At 44.2% G+C, this 22,200-nt stretch carries 20 protein-coding genes; all 20 read right to left on the bottom strand.

Annotation, left to right across the window (positions count from 1 at the left end):
- Positions 1–56: 56 nt before the first annotated feature.
- Positions 57–866 carry a response regulator transcription factor gene (locus tag M3234_RS23145; protein WP_262306980.1) on the bottom strand — a complete coding sequence of 270 codons (810 nt, stop codon included), beginning with the start codon at positions 864–866 and terminating at the stop codon, positions 57–59.
- Complete coding sequence (locus M3234_RS23140; protein WP_311315688.1) at positions 859–2,454, bottom strand: sensor histidine kinase; 1,596 nt, start codon at positions 2,452–2,454, stop codon at positions 859–861. Before M3234_RS23140 ends, M3234_RS23145 begins: the two co-directional genes overlap by 8 nt.
- 22 nt (positions 2,455–2,476) lie before the next feature.
- On the bottom strand, positions 2,477–2,926 hold the full coding sequence (locus M3234_RS23135; RefSeq protein WP_262306979.1) for a glycoside hydrolase family 92 protein: 450 nt from the start codon (positions 2,924–2,926) through the stop codon (positions 2,477–2,479).
- Positions 2,877–4,517 carry a glycoside hydrolase domain-containing protein gene (locus M3234_RS23130; RefSeq protein ID WP_262306978.1) on the bottom strand — a complete coding sequence of 547 codons (1,641 nt, stop codon included), beginning with the start codon at positions 4,515–4,517 and terminating at the stop codon, positions 2,877–2,879. The genes M3234_RS23135 and M3234_RS23130 overlap by 50 nt, the downstream gene beginning before the upstream one ends.
- A 477-nt stretch (positions 4,518–4,994) precedes the next feature.
- The gene (locus tag M3234_RS29585; protein ID WP_262306993.1) at positions 4,995–5,153 is read right to left on the bottom strand and encodes a YHYH domain-containing protein; all 159 of its coding nucleotides are present in this window, start codon (positions 5,151–5,153) and stop codon (positions 4,995–4,997) included.
- Positions 5,154–5,466: 313 nt separating this feature from the next.
- Positions 5,467–6,447: an electron transfer flavoprotein subunit alpha/FixB family protein gene (locus tag M3234_RS23120; RefSeq protein ID WP_262306977.1), complete on the bottom strand. Its 981-nt coding sequence runs from the start codon at positions 6,445–6,447 to the stop codon at positions 5,467–5,469.
- A 14-nt stretch (positions 6,448–6,461) separates the two neighbouring features.
- Positions 6,462–7,256 (bottom strand): electron transfer flavoprotein subunit beta/FixA family protein, encoded by a 795-nt coding sequence (locus M3234_RS23115; RefSeq protein ID WP_262306976.1) that lies wholly within the window; start codon positions 7,254–7,256, stop codon positions 6,462–6,464.
- Positions 7,257–7,280: 24 nt separating this feature from the next.
- Complete coding sequence (locus M3234_RS23110) at positions 7,281–8,138, bottom strand: aspartate/glutamate racemase family protein (protein WP_262306975.1); 858 nt, start codon at positions 8,136–8,138, stop codon at positions 7,281–7,283.
- An 81-nt stretch (positions 8,139–8,219) separates the two neighbouring features.
- A complete protein-coding gene (locus M3234_RS23105; RefSeq protein ID WP_262306974.1) occupies positions 8,220–9,596 on the bottom strand; it encodes an FAD-dependent oxidoreductase in 1,377 nt (458 codons plus the stop codon).
- A gap of 15 nt (positions 9,597–9,611) precedes the next feature.
- Complete coding sequence (locus M3234_RS23100; RefSeq protein ID WP_262306973.1) at positions 9,612–10,049, bottom strand: GlcG/HbpS family heme-binding protein; 438 nt, start codon at positions 10,047–10,049, stop codon at positions 9,612–9,614.
- 15 nt (positions 10,050–10,064) lie between these two features.
- Complete coding sequence (locus tag M3234_RS23095) at positions 10,065–10,793, bottom strand: SDR family NAD(P)-dependent oxidoreductase (protein WP_262306972.1); 729 nt, start codon at positions 10,791–10,793, stop codon at positions 10,065–10,067.
- A 24-nt stretch (positions 10,794–10,817) separates the two neighbouring features.
- Positions 10,818–12,239, bottom strand: a complete 1,422-nt coding sequence (locus tag M3234_RS23090; RefSeq protein WP_262306971.1) for an FAD-binding protein — start codon at positions 12,237–12,239, stop codon at positions 10,818–10,820.
- Positions 12,240–12,274: 35 nt separating this feature from the next.
- Positions 12,275–13,162: an isocitrate lyase/PEP mutase family protein gene (locus tag M3234_RS23085; RefSeq protein ID WP_262306970.1), complete on the bottom strand. Its 888-nt coding sequence runs from the start codon at positions 13,160–13,162 to the stop codon at positions 12,275–12,277.
- A gap of 16 nt (positions 13,163–13,178) precedes the next feature.
- Entirely contained in the window at positions 13,179–14,006 is an 828-nt protein-coding gene (locus M3234_RS23080; protein WP_262306969.1) for an FAD synthetase family protein, read from the bottom strand.
- A 50-nt stretch (positions 14,007–14,056) separates the two neighbouring features.
- Positions 14,057–15,229 carry an acyl-CoA dehydrogenase family protein gene (locus M3234_RS23075; protein WP_262306968.1) on the bottom strand — a complete coding sequence of 391 codons (1,173 nt, stop codon included), beginning with the start codon at positions 15,227–15,229 and terminating at the stop codon, positions 14,057–14,059.
- A gap of 58 nt (positions 15,230–15,287) precedes the next feature.
- Positions 15,288–16,793, bottom strand: a complete 1,506-nt coding sequence (gene tcuA / locus M3234_RS23070; protein WP_262306967.1) for an FAD-dependent tricarballylate dehydrogenase TcuA — start codon at positions 16,791–16,793, stop codon at positions 15,288–15,290.
- Positions 16,794–16,855: 62 nt separating this feature from the next.
- A complete protein-coding gene (locus M3234_RS23065; protein WP_262306966.1) occupies positions 16,856–17,809 on the bottom strand; it encodes a VOC family protein in 954 nt (317 codons plus the stop codon).
- Between the two features lie 12 nt (positions 17,810–17,821).
- Positions 17,822–18,661, bottom strand: a complete 840-nt coding sequence (locus tag M3234_RS23060; RefSeq protein WP_262306965.1) for an alpha/beta fold hydrolase — start codon at positions 18,659–18,661, stop codon at positions 17,822–17,824.
- A gap of 217 nt (positions 18,662–18,878) precedes the next feature.
- Positions 18,879–20,732 carry a XylR N-terminal domain-containing protein gene (locus tag M3234_RS23055; protein WP_262306964.1) on the bottom strand — a complete coding sequence of 618 codons (1,854 nt, stop codon included), beginning with the start codon at positions 20,730–20,732 and terminating at the stop codon, positions 18,879–18,881.
- Positions 20,733–21,165: 433 nt separating this feature from the next.
- Entirely contained in the window at positions 21,166–22,188 is a 1,023-nt protein-coding gene (gene dmpG / locus M3234_RS23050; RefSeq protein WP_396953985.1) for a 4-hydroxy-2-oxovalerate aldolase, read from the bottom strand.
- Positions 22,189–22,200 lie beyond the last annotated feature (12 nt).

The raw sequence follows: 22,200 nt of genomic DNA, 5'->3' as shown, positions 1-22,200 counted from the left end.
CTATATTCCCCTTATATAATTTTTCCAATACATTAACCATAACATCAATTTGTCTATTAATGTCTATGTTTTTGGAAACTGCTGTGAACCCTGCTTCGATATTCGCTGGGAGAGAAACCGGTTATCTTTTTAAATACCCTGCTAAAATAGTTCGGATCCTTATAACCAACGTCATAGCATATTTCCTTTAAACTGCGGTCAGGGTTTTTCATGAGCTCCTTTGCTCTTTCCACCCGTAATTGAGTGACATAATCAATGAAATTGATGGAGAATTGTTCTTTAAACAATTTGCTTAAATAATACGGACTGATGTCAACATACTCGGCGGCATCCTCCAAAGAAATGGTCTTTGTAAAATGGTCCTCGATAAAAGATTTTACTTTTTGCATCTTTCTGTGGTCGGAATGAAGCTGCCAATCTGTTTCGCCAGGTACCCTTTCCCGCTGCAGTTTTTCCAGAATGCTCCGCTGCTCTTCCTTTTCCTGATTCTCTTTTTCTAATTCGGAGACCACCCGCTCTATGGCGGTTACCAGTTCATCCTTTCGCGCGGGCTTTACTAAATATTCTTTAACCCCTTGCTGCATGACCTGTCTGGCATATTCAAATGTATTAAATGCGGACAGCATGATGATTTTGACATCCTTATTTTGCTGCTTAATGATTTTTACGGCTTCAATTCCGTCAACCCCTGGCATTTTTATGTCCATAATGATAATATCCGGCGCAAATTGTTCCGAGAGTTGAATGGCCTTTCTTCCATTTTCAGCCTCGCCGACAATCTCAACCGTGTTGATTTTGGTTGAAATAATCATCTTCAGCACTCGTCTTTCCAGCATTTCATCGTCGACAATTAATAGCTTATACATGGGTTTTCATGAGAACCTCACTTTCAGCAACAGCAGGCAGCAACAGCCGGACAACTGTGCCCTCTCCTTGTTTTGATTCAATCTCCACAACTTGATCCCTTCCATAAAATAATTGCAGCCGTTTGATGACATTTCTAAGGCCGATTCCCGTGGAATGGCCTGATGGCTTTTGGTGGGAACGGGGCTCCTCTTGTTCAAATAACCTTTTTCTGGTTAACTCATCCATTCCGACCCCATTATCAACTACCTCGACCACGACCTCATCTCCACGCTTATAAACGAAAAGACTTAGAATTGCGCCAAGCTCGAATGATTCAATTCCGTGGATAAACGCATTTTCAATGATTGGCTGCAGCGTTAATACCGGAATCGGAAGCGTAAGGCAGAACTCGTCAATCTCTGTCTTAAACTTTACCCGGTCGCCAAACCTTGTCTTTTGAATAAAAAAATATTCGTGGACGACAGAAACCTCTTCTTTCAACGTGGATGGTTTTTCAAGATTGCCCAGGTTATAACGTAATAACGCGGCAACGGAATCGATTAATTCGCTCGTTTTTTCCGCACCTTCAATATAAGCCATATTCGAAACGGTATTTAATGTATTGAAGAGAAAATGAGGATTGATTTGATTTTGTAAACTTTTTAGTTCCATTTCTTTTAAGAGCTTATCCAGCTCGGATTTCTGTTTGATCTCCAGGATCAAGCGACGGATATTGCTCCTCATATTATTAAACGTCTCGGTTAAAAAACGAAGCTCGTCCTTAGTGGAAGCCTTTACATCGGCTCCGTCAAATTTACCACTCGATATTTCCTTCGCCGCCTCGGATAAACGCGTAATTGGCTTCGTCATCCCATTTGAAAACCACAACGCAAATAGGATGCTGACAAGAATGGTAAAACCAAAGATAAAAATGCCGATGGATTTGAAAAGTTGATTATTTTTATGCATGTCTCTATAGAAAGTTTGATAGTTTGTCAGTTCATGATTAATTAATGACAGGGTAGCCTCCTGTATGTACATGGATATTCTCGAAAGATCGGTTAAATGAGAAGAATAAACCCTTATATCCTCGCGGTTAAACGCTTCCAATATAACCGTACATTCATTAAGAAAACTTTCAATTAAGTAATAATAGTTTTTTACCGCAGTATCATAAACCATCTGGCTTTTTAATTGAGATTGCAAGTTCTTTAATTCCTGCCGCTCATATGTATAGCGATCCATTTTTTTCATAGAATTATCAAGCAAATAAGCATCCAAAGAATCGTAAACAGCTTTTGTACTAACAGAAATTTCGTTTAATAGAAAGAATCTTTGCAATATCGTATTATATTCATCAACAGATTTCTGGCTGTTTTGAAAAAGAGTAAGCGCTACTAAGTTGATCAGCAAGACGAGAACCATAGAGTACACAATAATTTTTGTGCGGATGGAAAACAACACAGCTGTCCCCCTTTCATAGGTTAAAAATGATCTTTTTTTCATAGAATCGGAATGATGATGCCTATGAAACACAAGAGTCCGGTCCACATTTAGAATAACTCGAATAGTCAAAATTGGCAATGATACCAAAAAAAGGATTACCATAATGGTAATCCCTCCCGTCCGATTATCTGGACAATGATACGATTAAAGCGTTCGCTTCTGCCGCGAGAGCTTTCTTTGCCTTTCGCTTACCAGCCCTCATCTCATGGATTATTCCGCCGGAAGAACCTACGTATTTTGCAATTTCTGGCGTACTGAAAAATTGATCAAGTTTCTTAGAAAGAGCCTCTTTTCCGCCATAAAGATTTGCCAGCCCCTGTCCATCTTGAGGTGTGTGGAAAGCCATATTCCACGCGTTTGTTTCTGTGTAATCCCGGCCCCATTCCTCTGGATTGAAGTTTGCTGCAGTGGAACGCCATGCACCCGTCGACGTTCTTCCGTTAAAAAACTCAATTTCCGGATTAAACATATTGATATAGTTTTGAGCGCGGTTCATGAAATAGTGATAATCATCTTTGTAGTAATCATTGTATGGATCCGTCGGGTCGTTCTTTTCCGCGAGCGCTTTCGCCATGTTTGCAATGCCGTAATCGTTTGTAACCGTCCATTGCCCATGACATTCCTTCTCCCGTCCCGGTATTTGTATAACGATGAAAAATGGAATTTGCAATTCCTTTTCGTCCTACGTTGGCGTTCGGCGGGGTAACTGATGCATTTTTCAATGCAGCCTGATACGCTCCTCTTATATCGAAATTGGTGACTCCTTTTAAAAATGAATCAGCAAATGCGACATCTGAACTTGTACCGACCATCAAATTGGCATAACCAGGTGATGACCATCTTGCAATCCAACCGCCATCCCGATAGTGCTGGACGGATCCATCCATTAATTCACCGGCCATAGACGGGGCAAGTAATGCATAAGCAGGCCATGTTGTCCGATACGTATCCCAGAATCCATTGTTTACATAGACCTTTCCTTCTTTAATTTCAGCGCATGCCTTTGTTGCTGTAGCAGTCGTGCATGTGCTTAACGGGAACTGGGTCGCATATTTGTATTCAGGGCTCTCCACGGTCCCTACATTTTCAAAGGCCGAGTTTGGATACAGGAATAGACGATACATATTAGAGTAGAACGTTACCAGCTGATCCTCTGTGGCACCCTCAATGTTAATCGTGCCGAGTTTCTGATCCCACTGTATTTGCGCTTTTTCTTTAATCGTGTCAAAGGTATCATTCGCGGTAATTTCCATTTCTATATTTTTCTTTGCTTGTTCAACGCTGATTAACGATGTGGCAATTTTCATGTTGACCACTTTATCATTCGTCGTGTCAAATTTAACATAAGCTTGTTTGGCAGCTCCGCCGCCGCCGCTGCCTGTTAACATGCCTTTGCTTATTACCGGCTTATCAAATGTTGCGTAAATGAACATTCGAGATGCACCTGTGGAAAGACCACTCTTCAAATCTGACCAGCCTTGGATTGTTCCATCTTCATTGAGAGTAACCGCAGCACTTCCGTTCGTATCATTCTGATTGTCAAAAATAAGGTTAGAAGAGTTTCCTTTAAACGTAAATCTAAACATGGCAGCATGATCTGTAGGAGCAATTTCTGTTTTTATCCCATTTTCAAATTCCACTCCGTAATAATGGGCTTGGGCGATTTCATTTGAATGCTTAAATGGCAGTACTCGGGTCGTCCGGCTGATTGGCGGAGTTCCAGCTGCATCATTTGGCATAACTTGGAATGATTGACGTTCCCCCATCCATGGACTCGGCTCATGACTTAATCCAAATGCTTGAAGTCTAGTAAGATTATCGGCATCATTACTAGCATGGTAGACATAAAGCCAGCTTGAACTTGCATTCGTTAACGGAGTCCAAAAGTTAAACCCATGCGGCACGGCTGTAGCCGGGAAGTTATTTCCTCTCGAGAAAGAACCATTTGATAGAGTCCCCCTTGTCGTGTTCACATAATCGGAAAGACTTGAATACTTTTTCTGGACAGGATTTGCTTCAATTTTCAGATCATCAATCGTCCCTTTAAAGGCTTGCCCCTCTTTTGCATTTGGATTATCGTAAGCGATAAGAATCCGTTTTATCGTTTTCCCAGCCGCAACGGCTCCGATATTTGATTTTTTAAAATTCCATTGGTTATTGTACAATGTTTTCGAATTCCCTTGATTATGCGGATGAATTTTAATTCCATGCTGATCGACCGCACCAAGTTCATGAAGATAGGTTCCATCAGAAAAGGCTAGGTCAACAGAGGCATAGGTACATGTATATTCAATTTGTGCTTTATCAGTAAACTCAGGGGCAATAAAATAGGATAGCTCTGTAGTTGGTGTTACCTCAAACTCTACATCAAAAATCTTATTATACGAATATCCCCTGCCATCTGCTAAATGATTCCCCGAAAAGGTAAAAATCCGGTCCAGCCCACATTTGACTTTGCATTATAAAGGCTTGACGGGCCTTTTGATACAAGTGATTTCATATCAGCGGCAGTAGAATCCCTCTGGATTATTTTTCATTCATCCGGGTTATATTGACTGAATATTCAGACCTTAACTTGTTTCAGTCTGTTTGAAAGTTGGGCATACATTGGTCCAGTTATTTCCTTGGATTCTGCCAAACAATCAATCTGCTGCTCCTGAGCTGGTACCTCCTCCTCCGTTATGGTAGTGATATCCGGTACATAAACCTTTAGCTTTTGATTTCTCACTACAATTTTGTCCACCTGTGGAATCAGTTCTACCCGGATGAGCAGAAACAAAACTCCCAAATAAGAAAAATATAAATATTTACCAATCAGGTGTATATTCCATTTTAAACACAAAAATAAAAAGCCGATGAACTTAATTCATCGGCTTTGATGGGTCTTCTTTATCTTCTTTTAATTAAACTAAAGTCGTGATTGTATTAACCAAATGGTTATTGAATGGCATGGCTCACTCCCGATTGAGTCATGCTTAGTTCTTCGCCAGCATTTGAAATGATCCCTAATTGAACAACTGTATTATAAAAACCTCATATCACTTGAGTGCCAACCATTCCCCCCTTACATGACGACTATTCCAAATATTAAACACTGCAACCGCTAATACATGCTTATACAAGCACTTGTTTTAACTTCTCTGTCAACGCTGGCAGGACTGTTCGGTAATCAGCAACGACACCAATATTTGCCCGCTTGAAAATAGGTGCATCCGGGTCGGCGTTAATCGCTATGACATTTTTAGCATTCGTGATACCAGCCAAGTGCTGGCTGGCACCCGAAATGCCAACGGCGATATAAAGATCAGGGGCAACAACGGCACCAGTTTGGCCCACCTGCAGATTTGCCGGTACCCATCCGGCGTCACAAGCAGCTCGGGATGCTCCCACCGTTCCTCCCAATAAATCGGCAAGGGATTGCAAAAGTTGAAATCCTTCCTGGCCGCCCAGACCTCTGCCTCCAGAAACGATTATTTTGGCATCCTCAAGACGAAGGTCTGATAATGCCGATTGAATTTTCACAATAAGCTTCGTTAAAATAATTTCATCAGGCACCTTATAATCCACCTTTATGATCTCGCCTGTGCGCGTAACATCAGAAATGGCCAATTCCTGGCTTTTTTGCCTAAGACCTACGACCACCTTTTTACGAGTGACAGAGTACTCCCCATAAGCCTTATCGCCGTAAATGGGCCGGACCCAGTTCTGCGTGGATCCTTCAGTTTTGAAATCAACCACTTCGGTAATGGCCGCGGCACCAAGACGGGTGGCTAATCTGCCGACAAGGTCCTTCCCGATTCTGTCAAATGAAAGAACCAGTACATCTGCATCAGCCTGTTGAAAAATTGTACAAATACTGTCTACATATAAATCAACCTGATATTCGGCAAGCAGCGGGTTTGAAACGACATAGGCTTTGACAGCCCCGTAGGCAATGACTTCTTTTGCATTAGATTCGGCAGCGGGACCCATTAAGACGGCCTCTACATCCCCGCCTGAGGAAACCGCCAACCGTCTCCCAAATGCCAATGCTTCAAGGGTACCTGAACTTAAAGATTTTCCCTGTTGATTAGCAAATACTAGAATTTTGGACATATGCTGCTCCCCTCCTATACCAGCTTGAGTGCCACAAGTCTGTCTGCGAGTTCGTTCGCAAGCTCTGCCCCGTCATTGCCAGGCAAGATTTCACATGCGACTTCCCGATCAAGAACATACGCTCGTTCAAGTTTGACACCGGGTTGGCTACGGACCGGATCAAGCTCAAGATCATCTGCTTCCATAAGCTGTATAGGTTTTGTACGGGCCAGTCTAATATCCCTCACCTTGGGCAGGCGCGGAACATTCGACTCGGCACTAATAATCGTAAAAACAGCTGGATATTGGACACCAACAACAGTACATCCATCTTCTGCCTCACAGGTAGCTTTGACACGATCATCATCAATCTCTATATCGGAAACTAATGTAATACACGGAATGCCTAACTCTTCAGCCAAAACAGGGCCTACTAACCCTTCTTCAATGTCACTTGCTTGATATCCGGTAAGAACTAACTCCGCACCGCCGATATTCTTGATTGCTTGACCAAGGATATAACCTACCGCCTGCCCATCTAAATCTTCCCAATCATCATCCCAAACCCTGACTGCTTGATTGGCCGTGAATGCCAATGCCCTACGAAGTATATCATCGGATGACTCGTCTCCAAGGCAAATGGCGGAAACGGTTGCTCCAAGTGTTTTATCGCGCAGCTGGATGGCCAATTCAAGGGCATTTTCCGCGAAGGAATCCAGAACCAAATCAGATTCGCTTGTATCCGGTCGATTCGTCACGGGATCTAATTTGAAATACCGTGGTGTAATTTCCGGGTCTAACACCTGCTTCAGGCAAACGATGATATGCATATCTTTTCACCTCATGAAGTTGATTTATGTTACCGAACTACTGTCGCTTCCTCTCACCAACAGTCCGCGATCACTGTTTATGTCCGGCGATGGTTCCAGGCCGTATAGTTCCCGCAGTCTTTCTACCGCTTCTGCTGGCGGCTTGGCGTTAAAATAGCCGCGGCGGGTCATATAGACTCCGGAATTTTTCCGCAGGTCCACTAAAGACTCGCACATTTTTATACCAGCCCCAAAAGAATCAACAATCGGAACGTCGCCAATCCTTGAGATTCCATGTGTTGCTAAAAATACATTCATCGGACCTTCACCTGGAACAATGACATCCGCCCCTTGAGAAATGGCCTTCTCTGCAGCCTTTTTAAAAGAAACGATAACGGGCTCAGGATCATTGAATCCTGCCAGTATCTGGTCAAATCCAGCTTCCGTTTGAACAATCGGACCGAGCTTGCCGCCAAGGCCGTACCGGACAGCATTCTGCCGTAATTCCTCTGCTAATGGTGCAAGGAAATTGACTACACCGATGCAATCACCCAGCATCGAGGCAATATGGAAGGATCCCTGACCGTAACCCACAACAGGAATATCGACAAGCGTCCGGGCTTCCAGGAGTCCGACATCCGGAATCGTGCCAATGAACATCGCATCATACCCGGCTTTTTCGGCGATTAATGCCGCGCGGATGAATTGCTCCCGGTGCAGATTTTGCAGGTAGGCATGTGTAATGTAGATCCCGGGATAATGGGTGGGATAGGTTTCTTCTGTCATTCCATGTAAGACGACCTCTACATCAGGACGAGAAATCCGGCTTACATGGTTCATAATCGCATCTCGATATTGTGGCACGCGTTCGATGCTCGTTAAACTTTGATGCCAGATTTTCATATTCAATCCCTCGCTTTCGTAAGAAATTTATTTAAAAAAACCACACGACAATGATTTCTCATTCGTCATAAGCAGATCCAATCATTTTACCGGCACATCTTTCAAAGCAGTCTGAACGGCAACTCTTCCAAAAACGGCCGCCTTCCCAAGTGAGCTTCCCGTCATATAGCCGGCGCCGTGAAATCCTCCGGTGACCTCACCTGCAGCGAACAATCCAGGTATAGGTTCAGCAAATGAATTGACCACTTGCGCCTCGGCATTGACGGCCACCCCTGCATACGTAGCGAGCATCGCTGTAGTAGATTCAAATGCATAGAATGGTGCCTTCTCAATTGGGGTTGGCTTCCCATAATGATGAGTTAAGGATTTTCTGCCAAAGTCCGGCTCTCCACCATTATGAATTCCCTGATTATATCTTGAAATCGTCTCAATCAATACATCGAGCGGCACATCGATACAGTCAGCCAATTCCTCCAATGTATCGGCAACGTATAAGAGACGGCGGCGTCGCAGTAATTCAAAATCATAGAGTGGATCATCGGAAACACTCTTGTCCATGACGGTTTGGTCCCACACTTGATAAGTGATGCCATCAGGCTGCTCCATTGCTGCTTTCCCCAACAGCTTATAGGAAATCGACTCATTCACGAATCTTTTTCCAAATTGGTTGACGATGATCGCGCCCTTGTAAAAGGCAAGCCCTTGTGATTTTACCGCCCCGGAGGCAGTTGGATGGAAGCCGAAAGTGCCATTTAAATAGGGCAGGTCTTGAACCCATGCACCGTGTTCCCAGGCCATCCGCAATCCATCTCCGTGATTGCCGGCTCCGCCAATCCTTAGTGCTCCCTTTAAGTGCGGGGCGAACTGCTCTAGGAGCTTTTCACTCTTAGCAAAACCTCCGGAGGCAATGAGCACGCCTTTAGAAGCCTGAGCGGTTTGCTCCTGCGCGCCAAACTCAAATAAAACCTGATCAATCTGGCCTTCATCATTTTTTAATAGTCTCAGAGCCGGAGCATTGAAATGAATCGTTACATTTGGTATTTGCTTTACTTTCCGATACAGAGACTGAATAGCCTGGTGCGGGTCGATACTATGCCCGCGGGGAACACTGTGGCCGCTGACTGCCTCAAGTGAGCGGAATTCGACCCCATGCTCCACCAGCCATCTATAGGTATCCAGCTGCCGCCTGCCATAGGCGGCCACAAGTACCTGTTCGTTCACTCCGCCGCCGATCTCCATCATGTCCCTCATTAGTGATTCAATAGAATCGCTGATACCAGCATTCTCCTGGATATCCGTCCCGGCGAAGGCCATATAACCCGAGCTGAGAACAGTGCTGCCCCCCAACTCATCCTGTTTTTCTAGTAATAGGACATTTGCACCCTGCTCCCCCGCCTCAACAGCTGCGCACATCCCGGCCAGGCCTCCACCCAATATAATCAAATCATAGGTTTCCATCGGTCTCGCACCCTCTTATTCGAAAGTTTTAAGGAATTCCAACGCTGCCTGGCACACCTGCATATCGTGGGAATAATGGCCTCCGCTTACCCCGATCCCGCCAATTAATTCATTATTGATTTTAATAGGATAGCCGCCGCCAAAAATGATGAGTCTTGGTGTATGAACAATCCCGTGCAATAATGGCGGATCATCCTTGATTCTGTCATACCATTCATGTGTTGCTCTATTATAGGTGGCTGCGGAAAATGCCTTATTCTGGGCAATTTCTAAGCTTAACACAGGAGCACCGTCCATCGCGGCAAACGCTTTTAGATTACCCACCCGGTCCACAATGGAAATACTAAACGGAATTCCCATTTCGGCTCCCTTTTCCAGCGCTTTTTCAAGCAATTTATTGGCTAATGCAAGACTGATATTTTTTGATTCTACAACTGTTTTAATAGTTTCCATGATTCATTCCCCTTTTTAAGTATTTACTGGCCGCCCATTACCAAAGGCTTCAATAACCGAGGCGGAAATGGCTTTTGATTTTGGCAGACATAAATCAACTATCACATTGGCTAAGTCAATGGGCCGCAGCCAATTATCTTTGTTGACATCTGGAGCCAATTCCTCCATCATTTTCGTGTCAACTGGTCCTGGGCAGACCGCATTGACTCTTATTCTGTAAGGTTTTAATTCTTCGCCCATCGCTTTTGAAAATCCAATAACAGCATATTTAGAGGTTATATACGCACTGCGGTCCGGACCGCCTTTAGTGCCCCAGATGGATGATATATTGATGATGACACCATTTCTTTTCTGAATCATTTGCGGGACGACCGCCCGTACGCCTAGAAATACTCCACGAATGTTGACATCCTGAACAAAGTCCCACTCGGATACTGTTGTATCAACAAACGGCTTAAGCAGCATAACTCCAGCATTATTAATCAAGATATCAATCGTCCCTAGGATTTCAGCCGTAACCTTTACTGCTTGATTAATATCTTCTTCACGGCGGACATCTCCGACTAGAGAAATAGCCTCACCGCCCAATTTGTATTTGATATAGTTCGAAGTTTCCATACTTTCAGCGGCATTGTTTGAAAAAACAGCAACCTTTGCCCCATGTTTTGCTAATAGAATAGAAGTTTCTCGACCAATTCCCCTGCCGCCGCCTGTAACAAAAGCGACCTGATCTTTTAATTCCAAAAAATATCACCCCAATACCCAAACTTAAACTTCGAGCTTATTAGCCTTACTTATATAGGAAACGGCATGCTGACCTGCACGGCGGCCAAAAACGAGACCTCTTAAAACCGATGTCCCACCAGGATATTTTCCGTAATATAAACCAGCTGTTTCCCCAACAGCATACAAGCCAGGAATGGCATCATCATCTTGGGACAAAACCCGGCCATTGGTATCAGTCGCTAAACCGCCATTGGTGAACACATTGGAGCAGACGATCGGATAGGCAATATAGGGCGCTTTATCAATGGGAATGGCCCAATTAGATTTTGGCGGGGTGATCCCTACTGCCTTCTTGCCATCCTTCTTATCCCAATAAAACTCACCCGGCTGTATCGCAGCATTATATTCCTTAACGGTTGCCATCAGCTGCTCGACATGAACACCAATTTTTCCAGCTAATTCTTCCAATGTATCAGCTGAAATGGCCGGTTTATCTGTCTCCACTGCCCGTTCGTAATGAGGAATCTCATACATTTTTTGATCGCCGATCATATAGGCAATATGACCAGGAAGATCATAGAAAATTTTCCGGGCGACCTCTTCATATTGCTCATCAATGGTCGTTTTCCCTTCATCAACAAAACGCTTGCCATTTTGATCAACCAAAATGAAATACGGGTAGGTCATGACGGCCGCTTCTTCCCGCTTGCTTCTAGGATCCACTGGTTCTGCATGGAAAGCATCAAACTGGCCAGCTGTTTTGGCGCCGATTGACATCGCCATCCGAATCGCTTCCCCTTTGTTAAACAAGCCGCCTTCCGCAACAGTGCGAATTTTATGGGCATCTCGACCAACATATTGGGCCATCATTTCCTGATTTCCTTGGAATCCGCCCGCCCCCATAATAACAGCACCTACTTTTAACTTTAGCGATGCCCCGCCTTTGACACGAACCATCAGTCCATTCACCGCAGCTGCTTCATCCAGAAGCAGCTTCCAGGCGGTGGCTTCATATATAATTTCGACTCCTAGACCTGCTGCCCGACGCGATAAAGTGTCAACGATGGCACGGCCGCCGCCGACAGGCAGCAAGCGCGGTTTGGACGATGTTAAAAACATCGTTGGCAAATAATCAAACTGAACCCCTTTTTCCTCTACCCAGCGAAGCGTGCTCCCTGCGTTTTCCGCAAGCGTTTCTATATACTTTCTATCTGAATAATGGTCGGAGAAGGCCAGCATATCTTCAACAAAGTTATCAGCCACTTCATCGAGATTCTTCATTCGCATGTAGGAGGCCGTCCAGCGTGAGTTTCCTCCCCTGTGGTCATAATCTGCGCGTTCCAAAATGGCGACTTTTAAATCTTTCCCTTCATTTTTCGCGGTTTCTGCGGCTGATAAGGCCGCTGCCGTTCCTGCAACTCCGCAGCCAATGACGACAATATCATAGTCTATTTCTCTTTCCATGACAGATCCTCCTTAACATTTCAGGTAAAAGCCTGTTATTTCTTTGTTAAAATCTGCGAATCGGAATACTTCATTTCCCACTCTTTAATCTGATGGAGTTTAAACAGCGACTGCCTCTCCTCCCAAGTACAAATCAAATCGTGGACATTTGCCTGCGAACCTTCTGCTTTTAATATTTTTAAAGCTTCACTGATCCCTTTGATTGCAGAACGAAGAACGGTATTGGCGCAAAGCATGATTTTAAAACCAAGCTCTTCTACTTCCTGCAAGGTTAGGAGAGGGGTTTTGCCTCCTTCCACAAGATTAATAACTTGTGGAATCCCTTTTAGAGAACTTGTTATTTGCTTCAGCTGTTCAATCGACGTCGGTGCTTCGACAAAGATGATATCAGCTCCTGCTTCAGCATAGGCGTGGGCGCGCTCTAACGCATCCTCTACACCATTAACAGCTAATGCATCTGTTCGCGCCATGATGGCCAGATTGTCATCGCACCTCGAGTCGAGCGCAGCCTTTATTTTCCCGACCATTTCCTCTTTTGATATGACATCTTTTCCGTTAAAATGGCCGCATTTCTTCGGCGATACCTGATCCTCCAATTGGATGGCAGCGACACCTGCCCTTTCAAATTCGCGGACGGTGCGCATCACATTAACGGCATTGCCAAACCCAGTATCGGCATCAACGACAATTGGGATCGTTGTGACATCCGCCATTCGGGCAACAATATCAACCACTTCTTTTAAGGAAGTCAATCCGACATCCGCCCAGCCCAATTGGGCATTGGAAATGCCAGCCCCTGTTGCGTAAATGGCCTTAAAGCCAGTTTCTTCTATTAATCTTGCAGACATGGCATCATACGCCCCTGGTAAAATAAACGAGCCAGGCTGATTCAATAGTTTCTGGAACTCCATTGTTTTTTTCACTGCTACTCCCCCTACATTAAATAATCAGTCTTGCCAACATTCCCTGATCCTGTCTAAATTCGAATGGAGCATCACCGATCCTTTTGCACCAAACAATGGATACATCATTCACTATCGGACCTCGGAGCGGAATCAGTTCATTGTCCCCATTCACCAGAATCTCTTGTGTTTGATTTTCATTATTTAACTTAACCTTATATCGGCCTGGTGCTGGCAAGGTATAATAGGGTTTTGCCTTAAGAGACTCGCCGTCCCATTCACAGGCCACCTCATAGGGGCAGCCTAACAACGCCGGCAGTTCCTCGACCAGACCTTTTAACAGTCGTTCACGGATGAGGGTGGAGCTAATCTTTTCGCCATTGAGTTCCACTTTCTCCACCTTCGTGACCTCGAGGGTACCACCGGAATCCTTCTTTAATCGGTCCATGTTCCCCTGCCCCCGAAAGCCGTAGGTATAGTCGAATCCGGCAACAGCGTGGACCACACCGAGATTGATTAAATATTTCGCGGCAAACACTTCAGGCGACAGCGACGAAAAGTCTCGATCAAATTCCACAATATAAAAAATATCAACCCAAAGGCCGCTAAGTAGTTTTTCTTTTTCAGAAAGCGGTATCAAATAATCCACCTTTGTTTTCCCATTGGATAATACGGTTTTCGGATGAGGGAAGAAGGTCATGACGGAAAGTAATAGATGATTTTCCTTTGCAATCTGTTTAGCTGTTCCAATAACTTCTCGGTGGCCTTTATGAATGCCATCGAAAAATCCCAACGCCATGACGCTTGGCCTTGCCTGTTGCTGCCAAAAGCTTAGATTCTCGGGATTCAAAAAAATCGTTTCCATGAGCTGCCTCCTTTTTTAAGCTTCAATGGTCAGTAACATTTCATGGCTTCTTACCCATTTATCGATACATCAAAGCCAAATTGTGTCTTTCCAAACGCCTCAACAGAGTCTTCGTATAGATTCGATCGATGGGTACATACTGCCAAAAGATCGCGTATAAACATTTCAATTGGATCTCCTTTAAACATAGAAAATCCGCCAAGTGTCAATAAAACTTTCACGGCAATGTCCGCAACGTTTTTCGTGATTTTTGCCCTTATCGCAGCAAATTCACCTCGTTTATCTTCTTTTCCCATTTCATAGTTTTCTAATAAAGAAATATATCTATCTAATAAACCTTCTGATTCATAATATTTAAGTGTTAATTCTGCTAATACCCCCTGGTGACGGGAATCTTTAGCGAAATTCCCTCCCATTCGGACCCGCTTTTCCGTTCGGTTCTTAAATTCCTCCAATAAACGCTCAGCACCGCCCAATGCTACCATTGGGAATCCGACACAAAATGATGAGAAAAATGGAACATCGTAAAGGGGATAGTCTTGATCATAACCTTGTGGCGGCCTGCCTGTACGGTCGGCAACCGTAAGCCGGATTAGACGGTGTTTTGGAACAAATACATGGTCGACAATGACCTGATTGCTTCCTGTACCTCTGAGTCCTAACGTATCCCAATTTTCCACGATTTCCACATCAGACACCGGTATATTCAGCATGCAGAGTTCCGTCTCTCCGCTGTCATCCATTTCCATCTTTACAGCAAGGGCAACCCAGTCGCTATATAAGATTCCGCTTACAAAACTATACTTACCAGTAATCCGATAACCGTCCTCATCCTTTTCTACTTTGCCGATTGGAGCAAAAATATCTGCTATTAACCCACCCTGATTAATGACCTCTTCTGCTCCCTCTTTCGTCATAAATGCTACTAAACTATTATGGATGGAAAAAAGAAAAGTTAACCACGCAGCAGAGGTATTATATTTTCCAACTGTGCGGATAATCTGGGAATACTCTCTTAAACTCACTTGAGGCTCGCCGTATTTTTTCGGCAATAGCAGCTTGGATAATCGAGCCTCTATCATCGCATCAATGACATTTTTTGAAACGGTCTTGTTTTGATCTGCTTCTAGCGCTTCTGCTTCTGCAATTTTTCCAACCTTTTCTGCTCCTTTTAATAACAAGCTCATGTCAGATTTGTTTTCATCCAATACCTTGTTTACCACATTACCCACCCCTTTTTCATATTCCTTTGAGTGAATAGAAATTCACTGCCATATATCGTCAAACAAGCTTTTCTGTTTCTTTTAACTGCTGGATAAATCGTGACGCATTTTCCCCAGCGATTTTTCCGAAAACTGAGCCCGCCATCAATCCGGCACCGCCCGGATAATTAAAATAAAATAAGCCCCCAACCAGTTCTCCCGCAGCATATAACCCCGGAATGGAGTGGTACAACACATCCTGTACCTCGCCATTCGTATTTATTTTCAAACCGCCAAAGGTAAAGGTAATGCCGCACGTTACCGCATATGCTTCAAAGGGACCCTGCTCCAACGGATTGGCCCAATTGGATTTTGGCACTGCCAGCCCAACGGTTGCGCGGCCGTCCCTAATATTGGGATTAAACGGAATATCCCGTCGGACAGACTCGTTGAATTCCTGCACTGTCTTGATAAATCCTTCCTTATCAACACCTTCTAGTTTTTCCGCCAATTCTTCTAGCGTGTCAGCCTTAACCTTCGTCACCTTTCTGCCGCGATACTCATCCCGCAACAGGTGCGTAACCTTTTGGTCAAAGACCTGCCAGGCGAATTGACCTGGCTGTTCAAGGATCACCTTGCCAATTTTTGCGTAGGTGTAATTTCGGAAGTCCGCTCCCTCATCAACAAACCGTTGCCCATCTGCATTGATCATGATGCCGAACGGAAAGCTCAGCTTTTGAAATCCTTCAGAAAAATCCGGCAAAAAGCGGTCGCCGCCAACCGCGTGGCAGCCGGACCAATTTCCGGCAGCCAGGGCGCTAGCCTTAAGCGCCATTTGAATTCCTTCTCCCGTGTTGTACCGGCTGCCCCTTGTATGGGCCAAATCCCATTTCGGTCCCAAATACTTAGTCCTCATTTCCGTGTTGGCATGAAAGCCCCCGGACGCCAGAATCACCGCCTTGGCATGGACCTTTGTTGTTTTTCCTTTATGTTTAAAAATAACTCCATGAACTCCATCATCATCGTGAATCAGCTCCGTTGCCATTGCATCAAACAATACTTGGACACCTAATCTAGATGCTTCCTTGTGCAAGGCTTCCACCAGCCCGGGCCCGCCGCCGGCTGCTTCGGCAATCATCCCGCCCCAAAATTTGAATTTCCCGTCTACCTTAAAGGCTTGGCGTCCATATATGGGCACAAATCTAATCTTATGGGCCACGAGCCATTTCATCGTTTCAAAGCTTTTATTGGTCAATAGGGATGCCAGTTCCGGATCTGTACGGTATTCCGTCATCCGGCACATATCCTCAAAGAATTCCTCTTCCGGATAGGCACCAAAGTCGGTCATTGCCAAATCTTCCTCTGTAAGATCAGTCATGATCTGCTTTAAATCGGCAATGCCATTGTAGGCAAACCGGATGGATCCGTGGGTGAAGGTGCTGTTTCCGCCTTTAGCAGTTTCTGGCGCTTTCTCCAGAACCATCACCGTGGCGCCATTTTCCCGTGCCGAGATAGCAGCACACATAGCCGCATTGCCTGCTCCCACTACGACAATGTCGGTTTCATAGATTCTTTCCTCCGCCACAATCCTCTTCCTTTCTTTTTAAAAAAGCTGACTCAATCTCGTTCTTGAGTCAGCCCTAATAGTTAAGCCTCAATCGTTGGTTTATTCAATTCCTTATCGCTGACGGTTTCACCCCAATAAGTGTTAGCAATTGAGTGATCCTTTTCTGTCCATTCAACAGGCTCCCAGTCCGGTTCGAAAATGAGGTAGCCGCCGCTGAATAATTCCACGCGGCACCCGCTGCCTGGGTCTAAAACATACAGATAGAATGCCTGTGAAACGCCATGTTTTCCTGGACCGATAAAATGAATGCCATTTTCTTTTAATATATCGGCCGATCTTAAGATATCCTGGGCATTATCCTGCCAATAAGAAATATGGTGCAGTTGATTCGGCGTTTTTGCTTCCGGACGTGAAATCACTGCGATATCGTGGACTAACGGAGTAACACTCATCCAGCCGGCCATGACGGTCTCTTCATGGTACTTCACATATTCACGGAGTTTAAACCCTAATTGGCTGCCTAAATAATCTAGAATATCCCCGACATTCATGGAGGTAGCAATATTCACATGGTCAAACCTGCGTGGGGAGCAGCCGCGGGCCCAAGACTTGTGGCTTTGATTTTTCAAGACGGAGCGGCTCTTTTCATCCGCTTTTGGCTTTTCCATATCATAATAGATTTCAAAGGAATGCTGGCTTGGCAGTTTGAAGCGAATCGCGCGGCCCTGTCCGGCCTCTTCGCCGGCTTCGACCCATCGGATTTTGGTTCCCGCTTTTTCAAGCAGCTGGGCAAATCCCTCTACATCCTCAGGGCGCTTCGTCCTCCAGGCGATATGGTCAATATAGCCCCGGTCCCCGGCTGTGATGGAAAGGGTGTGGTGCTCAAAATCCCCCCACGCCCTTAAATAGTGGGTCCCATTTCTTTCTTCCGTTTCTTCGAGCCCAATCACATCACGGAAAAACCACAGGGATTTTTCAAGATCGGGTGTAACCAGTGCGACATGCCCCAATTTCGCAATTTCAGGTAAAGTCATCTCTCCTACCTCCTATAGCTTTCCGGAAAAATAGTTTTGTATTAAATGATTAAAGCTTTCAACCTGTTCAATTTGTGTCCAGTGACCTGTTTGGCCATATACATGGAGCTGAACATTTTGCAAATGGGAAAGCAAGTAATAGCTCGATTCAACCGAGCAGACCATATCATCACGACCATGGACAAGCAGCACCGGGTTCTTGATTCGATTAAGAGCCGTTACCGGAACTGGTACAGCTGCGGTAGCAAAAATCGAGTCATTCGAAAGTTGGATATCAGGGCGCATGGCCGTCTCAAACCTCGTTTGGGCCAGCGCATCGATTTCTGGTGCCAGTTTTTCATGGTCATAGACAAACCAGCTCATAATTTGGCGCATTTTCTTTTCTGAAGGATTTTGGTAAAACCCTTTTGCGCGGGCAAGCTCGGGACTTAGTTTGGTATTTGGCGTCCCGCCAGGCCCCATTAGAACAACCTTGTCAAATCGTTCTGGGTGCTCCAATAATAATTCGAGGGCAATCGAACACCCTAATGAGTTCCCTACTACGTGAGCTTTTTGAATTCCAAGATTATCAAGCAATTCAATCAACTGATGAACCCATAGATCCATCCATCCCTGCCTGTTCTTCGGCAGCGGATCAGGATGACTGCTATTGCCAAAGCCCAGCAGATCCGGAGCAAGACAGTCATATGTTTCGCTGCAGGCATTTAATGCATATCGCCAATTGGCCCAGGCAAACACGCCGGGTCCAGAACCATGCAAGAACAGAATGGTTTCAGCATTGCCTTCACCAGAACGGTTTAAATACGTTTCGAAATTTTCCGTTTTAATCAATTTTTGCGTCATATTGCTCATTTTTGTTAAAACTCCCTCCTTCATATAATTGAAAGCACTTCCATTTATTCTGTGAATATTTCTATTTGCCCTAATTTTAGAAAATTCAATCATCTGATTCTAGATGAAAAATTGTTTGAATTGAACTACTTTTTCGGTAAAGATTATTGGTTTTTGTTAATGAAAAACAAAAAACGGGCAGCAATGTCCCAGTTTTTCAATAATCCTTTATTATCTTTCAATCTAGCGACAGCTCCCCCAACGCTAATAGGGAATCCAAAATTAAGAGCAGCTGATAGCTTTGTGCAGAATCGCGCAGGTCCTTTTTAAGTAAACTTTCAATTTTATTAATGCGGTACATAAGACCGCTCATCGATAAGGCAAGATCATCCATCGTTTGTTGCAACTTCCCTCCATTGGTTAGAAAAACATAAAGTGTTTTGAATAGTTCTTTTTGTTTTGCATCGCTTAACTGATAAAGAGGACCCAGTTCTTGTTTGGCAATTTTCTTTATACCGGTTACATTTTTTGAATTAATCAGGACACCGACAATCCCCAAATCTTTAAATGGAATAATGTTCTTGTCGATTGACATCCTTAAGGCAATCAACGATTCTTCCAAATGATCGAACACACTTTCCAGTCCTTCCGATTGATCGCTGATGCCAATTTTATATTGATAGGGAGGGTAGGTAGTTTCGAGATGTTTAAGAAGCTTTTTTATTCTAGATAACAGGGCGGGAGATTCTGGCAGCAGCATGATGATGTTTCCTTCATATTGGCCGATTAGTGCTTTATCGCCCAGAATATCTAAATATTTTGCGATGGTTTCCAGGAGCTGCTTGTGGTGGTCGGCTGGTCTCTTTGTTGACTTTCCAATCTCTTTAAAGCTTATGGCTGCAATATAGAAGGGATTTTCCAGGTTGATCCCCATATATCGGCCGCGATTAATAATCTCTTCTTTCGAAGTGTATTGCCTTTTTATGATTTGCTCTAAAAAATACCCTTTCATTTTCTCCAGAGCCTCAAAACTTGTTTTTTCATTTAACAGATATAAAGACGCAGCATTGGCAATTCTTTCTATAAACATGACATCATGATCGGAACCTTTAGTATTTGTAAAAATAAAAGTACAATAGCCAATTATTTTTCTTTGCACAACGATTGGGGTAATGAGGCGCTCCTGATTTTCAGTTTTTATTCTGGTGGTTTCATTGAAGACCGGGAGGTTACTGCTGTTTTTCCGACTTTTTCGAAGTAATCTCGCTTTTAATTCTTGATTTAAGTTCCGATATTCCTCTTCCTTTATCCCCGAGTAAACAATCTTTTGAAAACTCAAATCTTCAATCGAAATCGGGATTCTTAACAATATAAAAGTGGTATCGGCAATATCCTGCAAGTTGCTCCCGTTCGAAACACTTTCGGTTAATTTCTTATGAAACTTCGAGACTTTCTCAATATAATTCCGCTGCTCCAGCAATTGTTCATAAGTAAACTCTAATTCATCAATGATATTTGGTTCACGATAAAAAGCAAGTTCCTCTTGAATACTGTTTCCCCAATCCTCCTGTAGCCTTGCCTCAAAACTGCACTCCTGATCTCCTTTCCCGATACAGCTAATTTCCTTTACAATGACACTTGTTTTGCAAACGGTTGACATATAGCCGCTGGCGTATCCTATCAAGGTATGACAGACCGGAAGTTCTGATACTCCATGATGTTTTATATGTTCATTTGCCTCAAATGAGTCAATCCATTTTCCTTTTCCCAAAATCGATTTAATAGTTTCTGAATCGCTCATTTCAATAATTCTTTCAGACTGGATGTCTGTAATATGGCCTGTGCTTAAATGGATAATGGAAGCTTGCTTTAAAAGATCCTCAATGGAGGAACAGGTTTTCATGGCTTCTAATGCATCACTGACCCCTAAACTCCAACCGTATCTAAGTAGAAAACCTTTGGCTCGTTTCGTCCCCAGATTTTCAATGATACCCTTGCGCAAATGACCAAAGGCGGCCGTTGTCGTGAGAATTTTTTTATTCCCTTCTTCCTTAATAAAACGCGGTTCTTGCATATTTGTCAGATTATTCACTTTCCTCCACCACTTCCTTTTTAAGGATCTATCAGCCAATAGAAATCGTATTGTGGTTATTCTGTCACGGCATTGACTTTTCCTTTGCTGCTGATTACTTTATTTTTGGCTCTGTTATTCTTTATTGTTGATTTTTTGTGTAGGTATGAGAATTAATAAGCGGAAATTTCCGGTTAATGTATATAGTTGAGGCATAAGAGGCTGAATTAATCGGAGATTTCCGGTTAATGGCTCCCAAATAAAGCAAAATTCAAAGATTTTAATAAGATAAGCGGAAAACTCCGCTTATTTTTAGAGATAAAATAAGGAACTCCCAAAATAACCGGAATTCTCCGTCTATTTTTTTCAAACACAGCGAAATCAACACTCAACTATAACAGAGCTTTATTTTTAAAATAAAGACTCCTTACATTTTCACAAGGAGTCCTTCAACTTACACAAGTGTTTTTTTCTGTTCGGCAAACCTTGCGGCCACATCATAGATTAAATCTTCCTGCCCGCCGACAGCTTTCATTCTACCTAGTTCCACCAAAATATCCCTCTCGTCAACCCCAAACTTTTGAGCTGCGGCCTGAGTATGGAGCAAAAAGCTTGAATAAACACCTGAATAGCCCATAATCAAGCTTGAACCGGTGATTTCCTGCGGGCGCTGCATATAGCGTGCGACAACCTTATTGGCTACGTCCATGATTTTAAATAGATCGATCCCTGTGTGGAAGCCCATTCGTTCTAAAACTGCCACCATGACCTCTGTTTGGGTATTGCCACTGCCGGCCCCGAGACACCGCAAACTTCCGTCAATGTATGTCGCACCTGCTTCGATAGCGGCAACTGTATTGGCCATCGCCATGGATAAATTGTTATGGCCGTGGAAACCAATTTCACAGGACAGCTCCGACCGCAGGGCGGAAACCCGTTCCTTTACCTCGTGTGGCAGGAGATAGCCGGCTGAATCGGTTACATACACAATCTCCGCCCCATAGCTTTCGAATAGTTTGGCCTGTTCTACCAGCTTTTCCACAGGGGCCATATGTGCCATCATCAGAAAGCCAACCGTCTTTAGCCCAAGTTCTCGTCCAAGGGCGATGTGCTGGGCAGCGACATCGGCTTCTGTTACATGTGTGGCAACACGGACCATTTTTGCCCCTGCTTTTACAGCGTTCTGCAGATCCTCCTTGATCCCAATCCCCGGAATAAGCAGGACAGAGACTTTGGCATTCTTGCATTCATCTGCCGCCGCCTCAATTAACTCCAATTCATCCACTTGGGAAAATCCATACTGCAGTGACGAACCGCCGAGGCCGTCACCGTGGGAAACCTCAAAGTAACTGACCCCGGCTTGGTCAAGCCCGCGGGCAGTTTCTCTTACCTGTTCCTCGGTAAAAGCATGCTTCATCGCATGGCTGCCATCGCGGAGTGTCACATCAAGAATTTCAAAGCTTCTTTTGTTTTCCATCATCATCACTCC

Origin of the sequence: Neobacillus niacini, assembly GCF_023715785.1 — a bacterium.
In the GTDB taxonomy this organism is placed as follows: domain Bacteria; phylum Bacillota; class Bacilli; order Bacillales; family Cytobacillaceae; genus Neobacillus; species Neobacillus niacini_E.
This window is presented reverse-complemented; position numbering and strand designations above follow the sequence as displayed.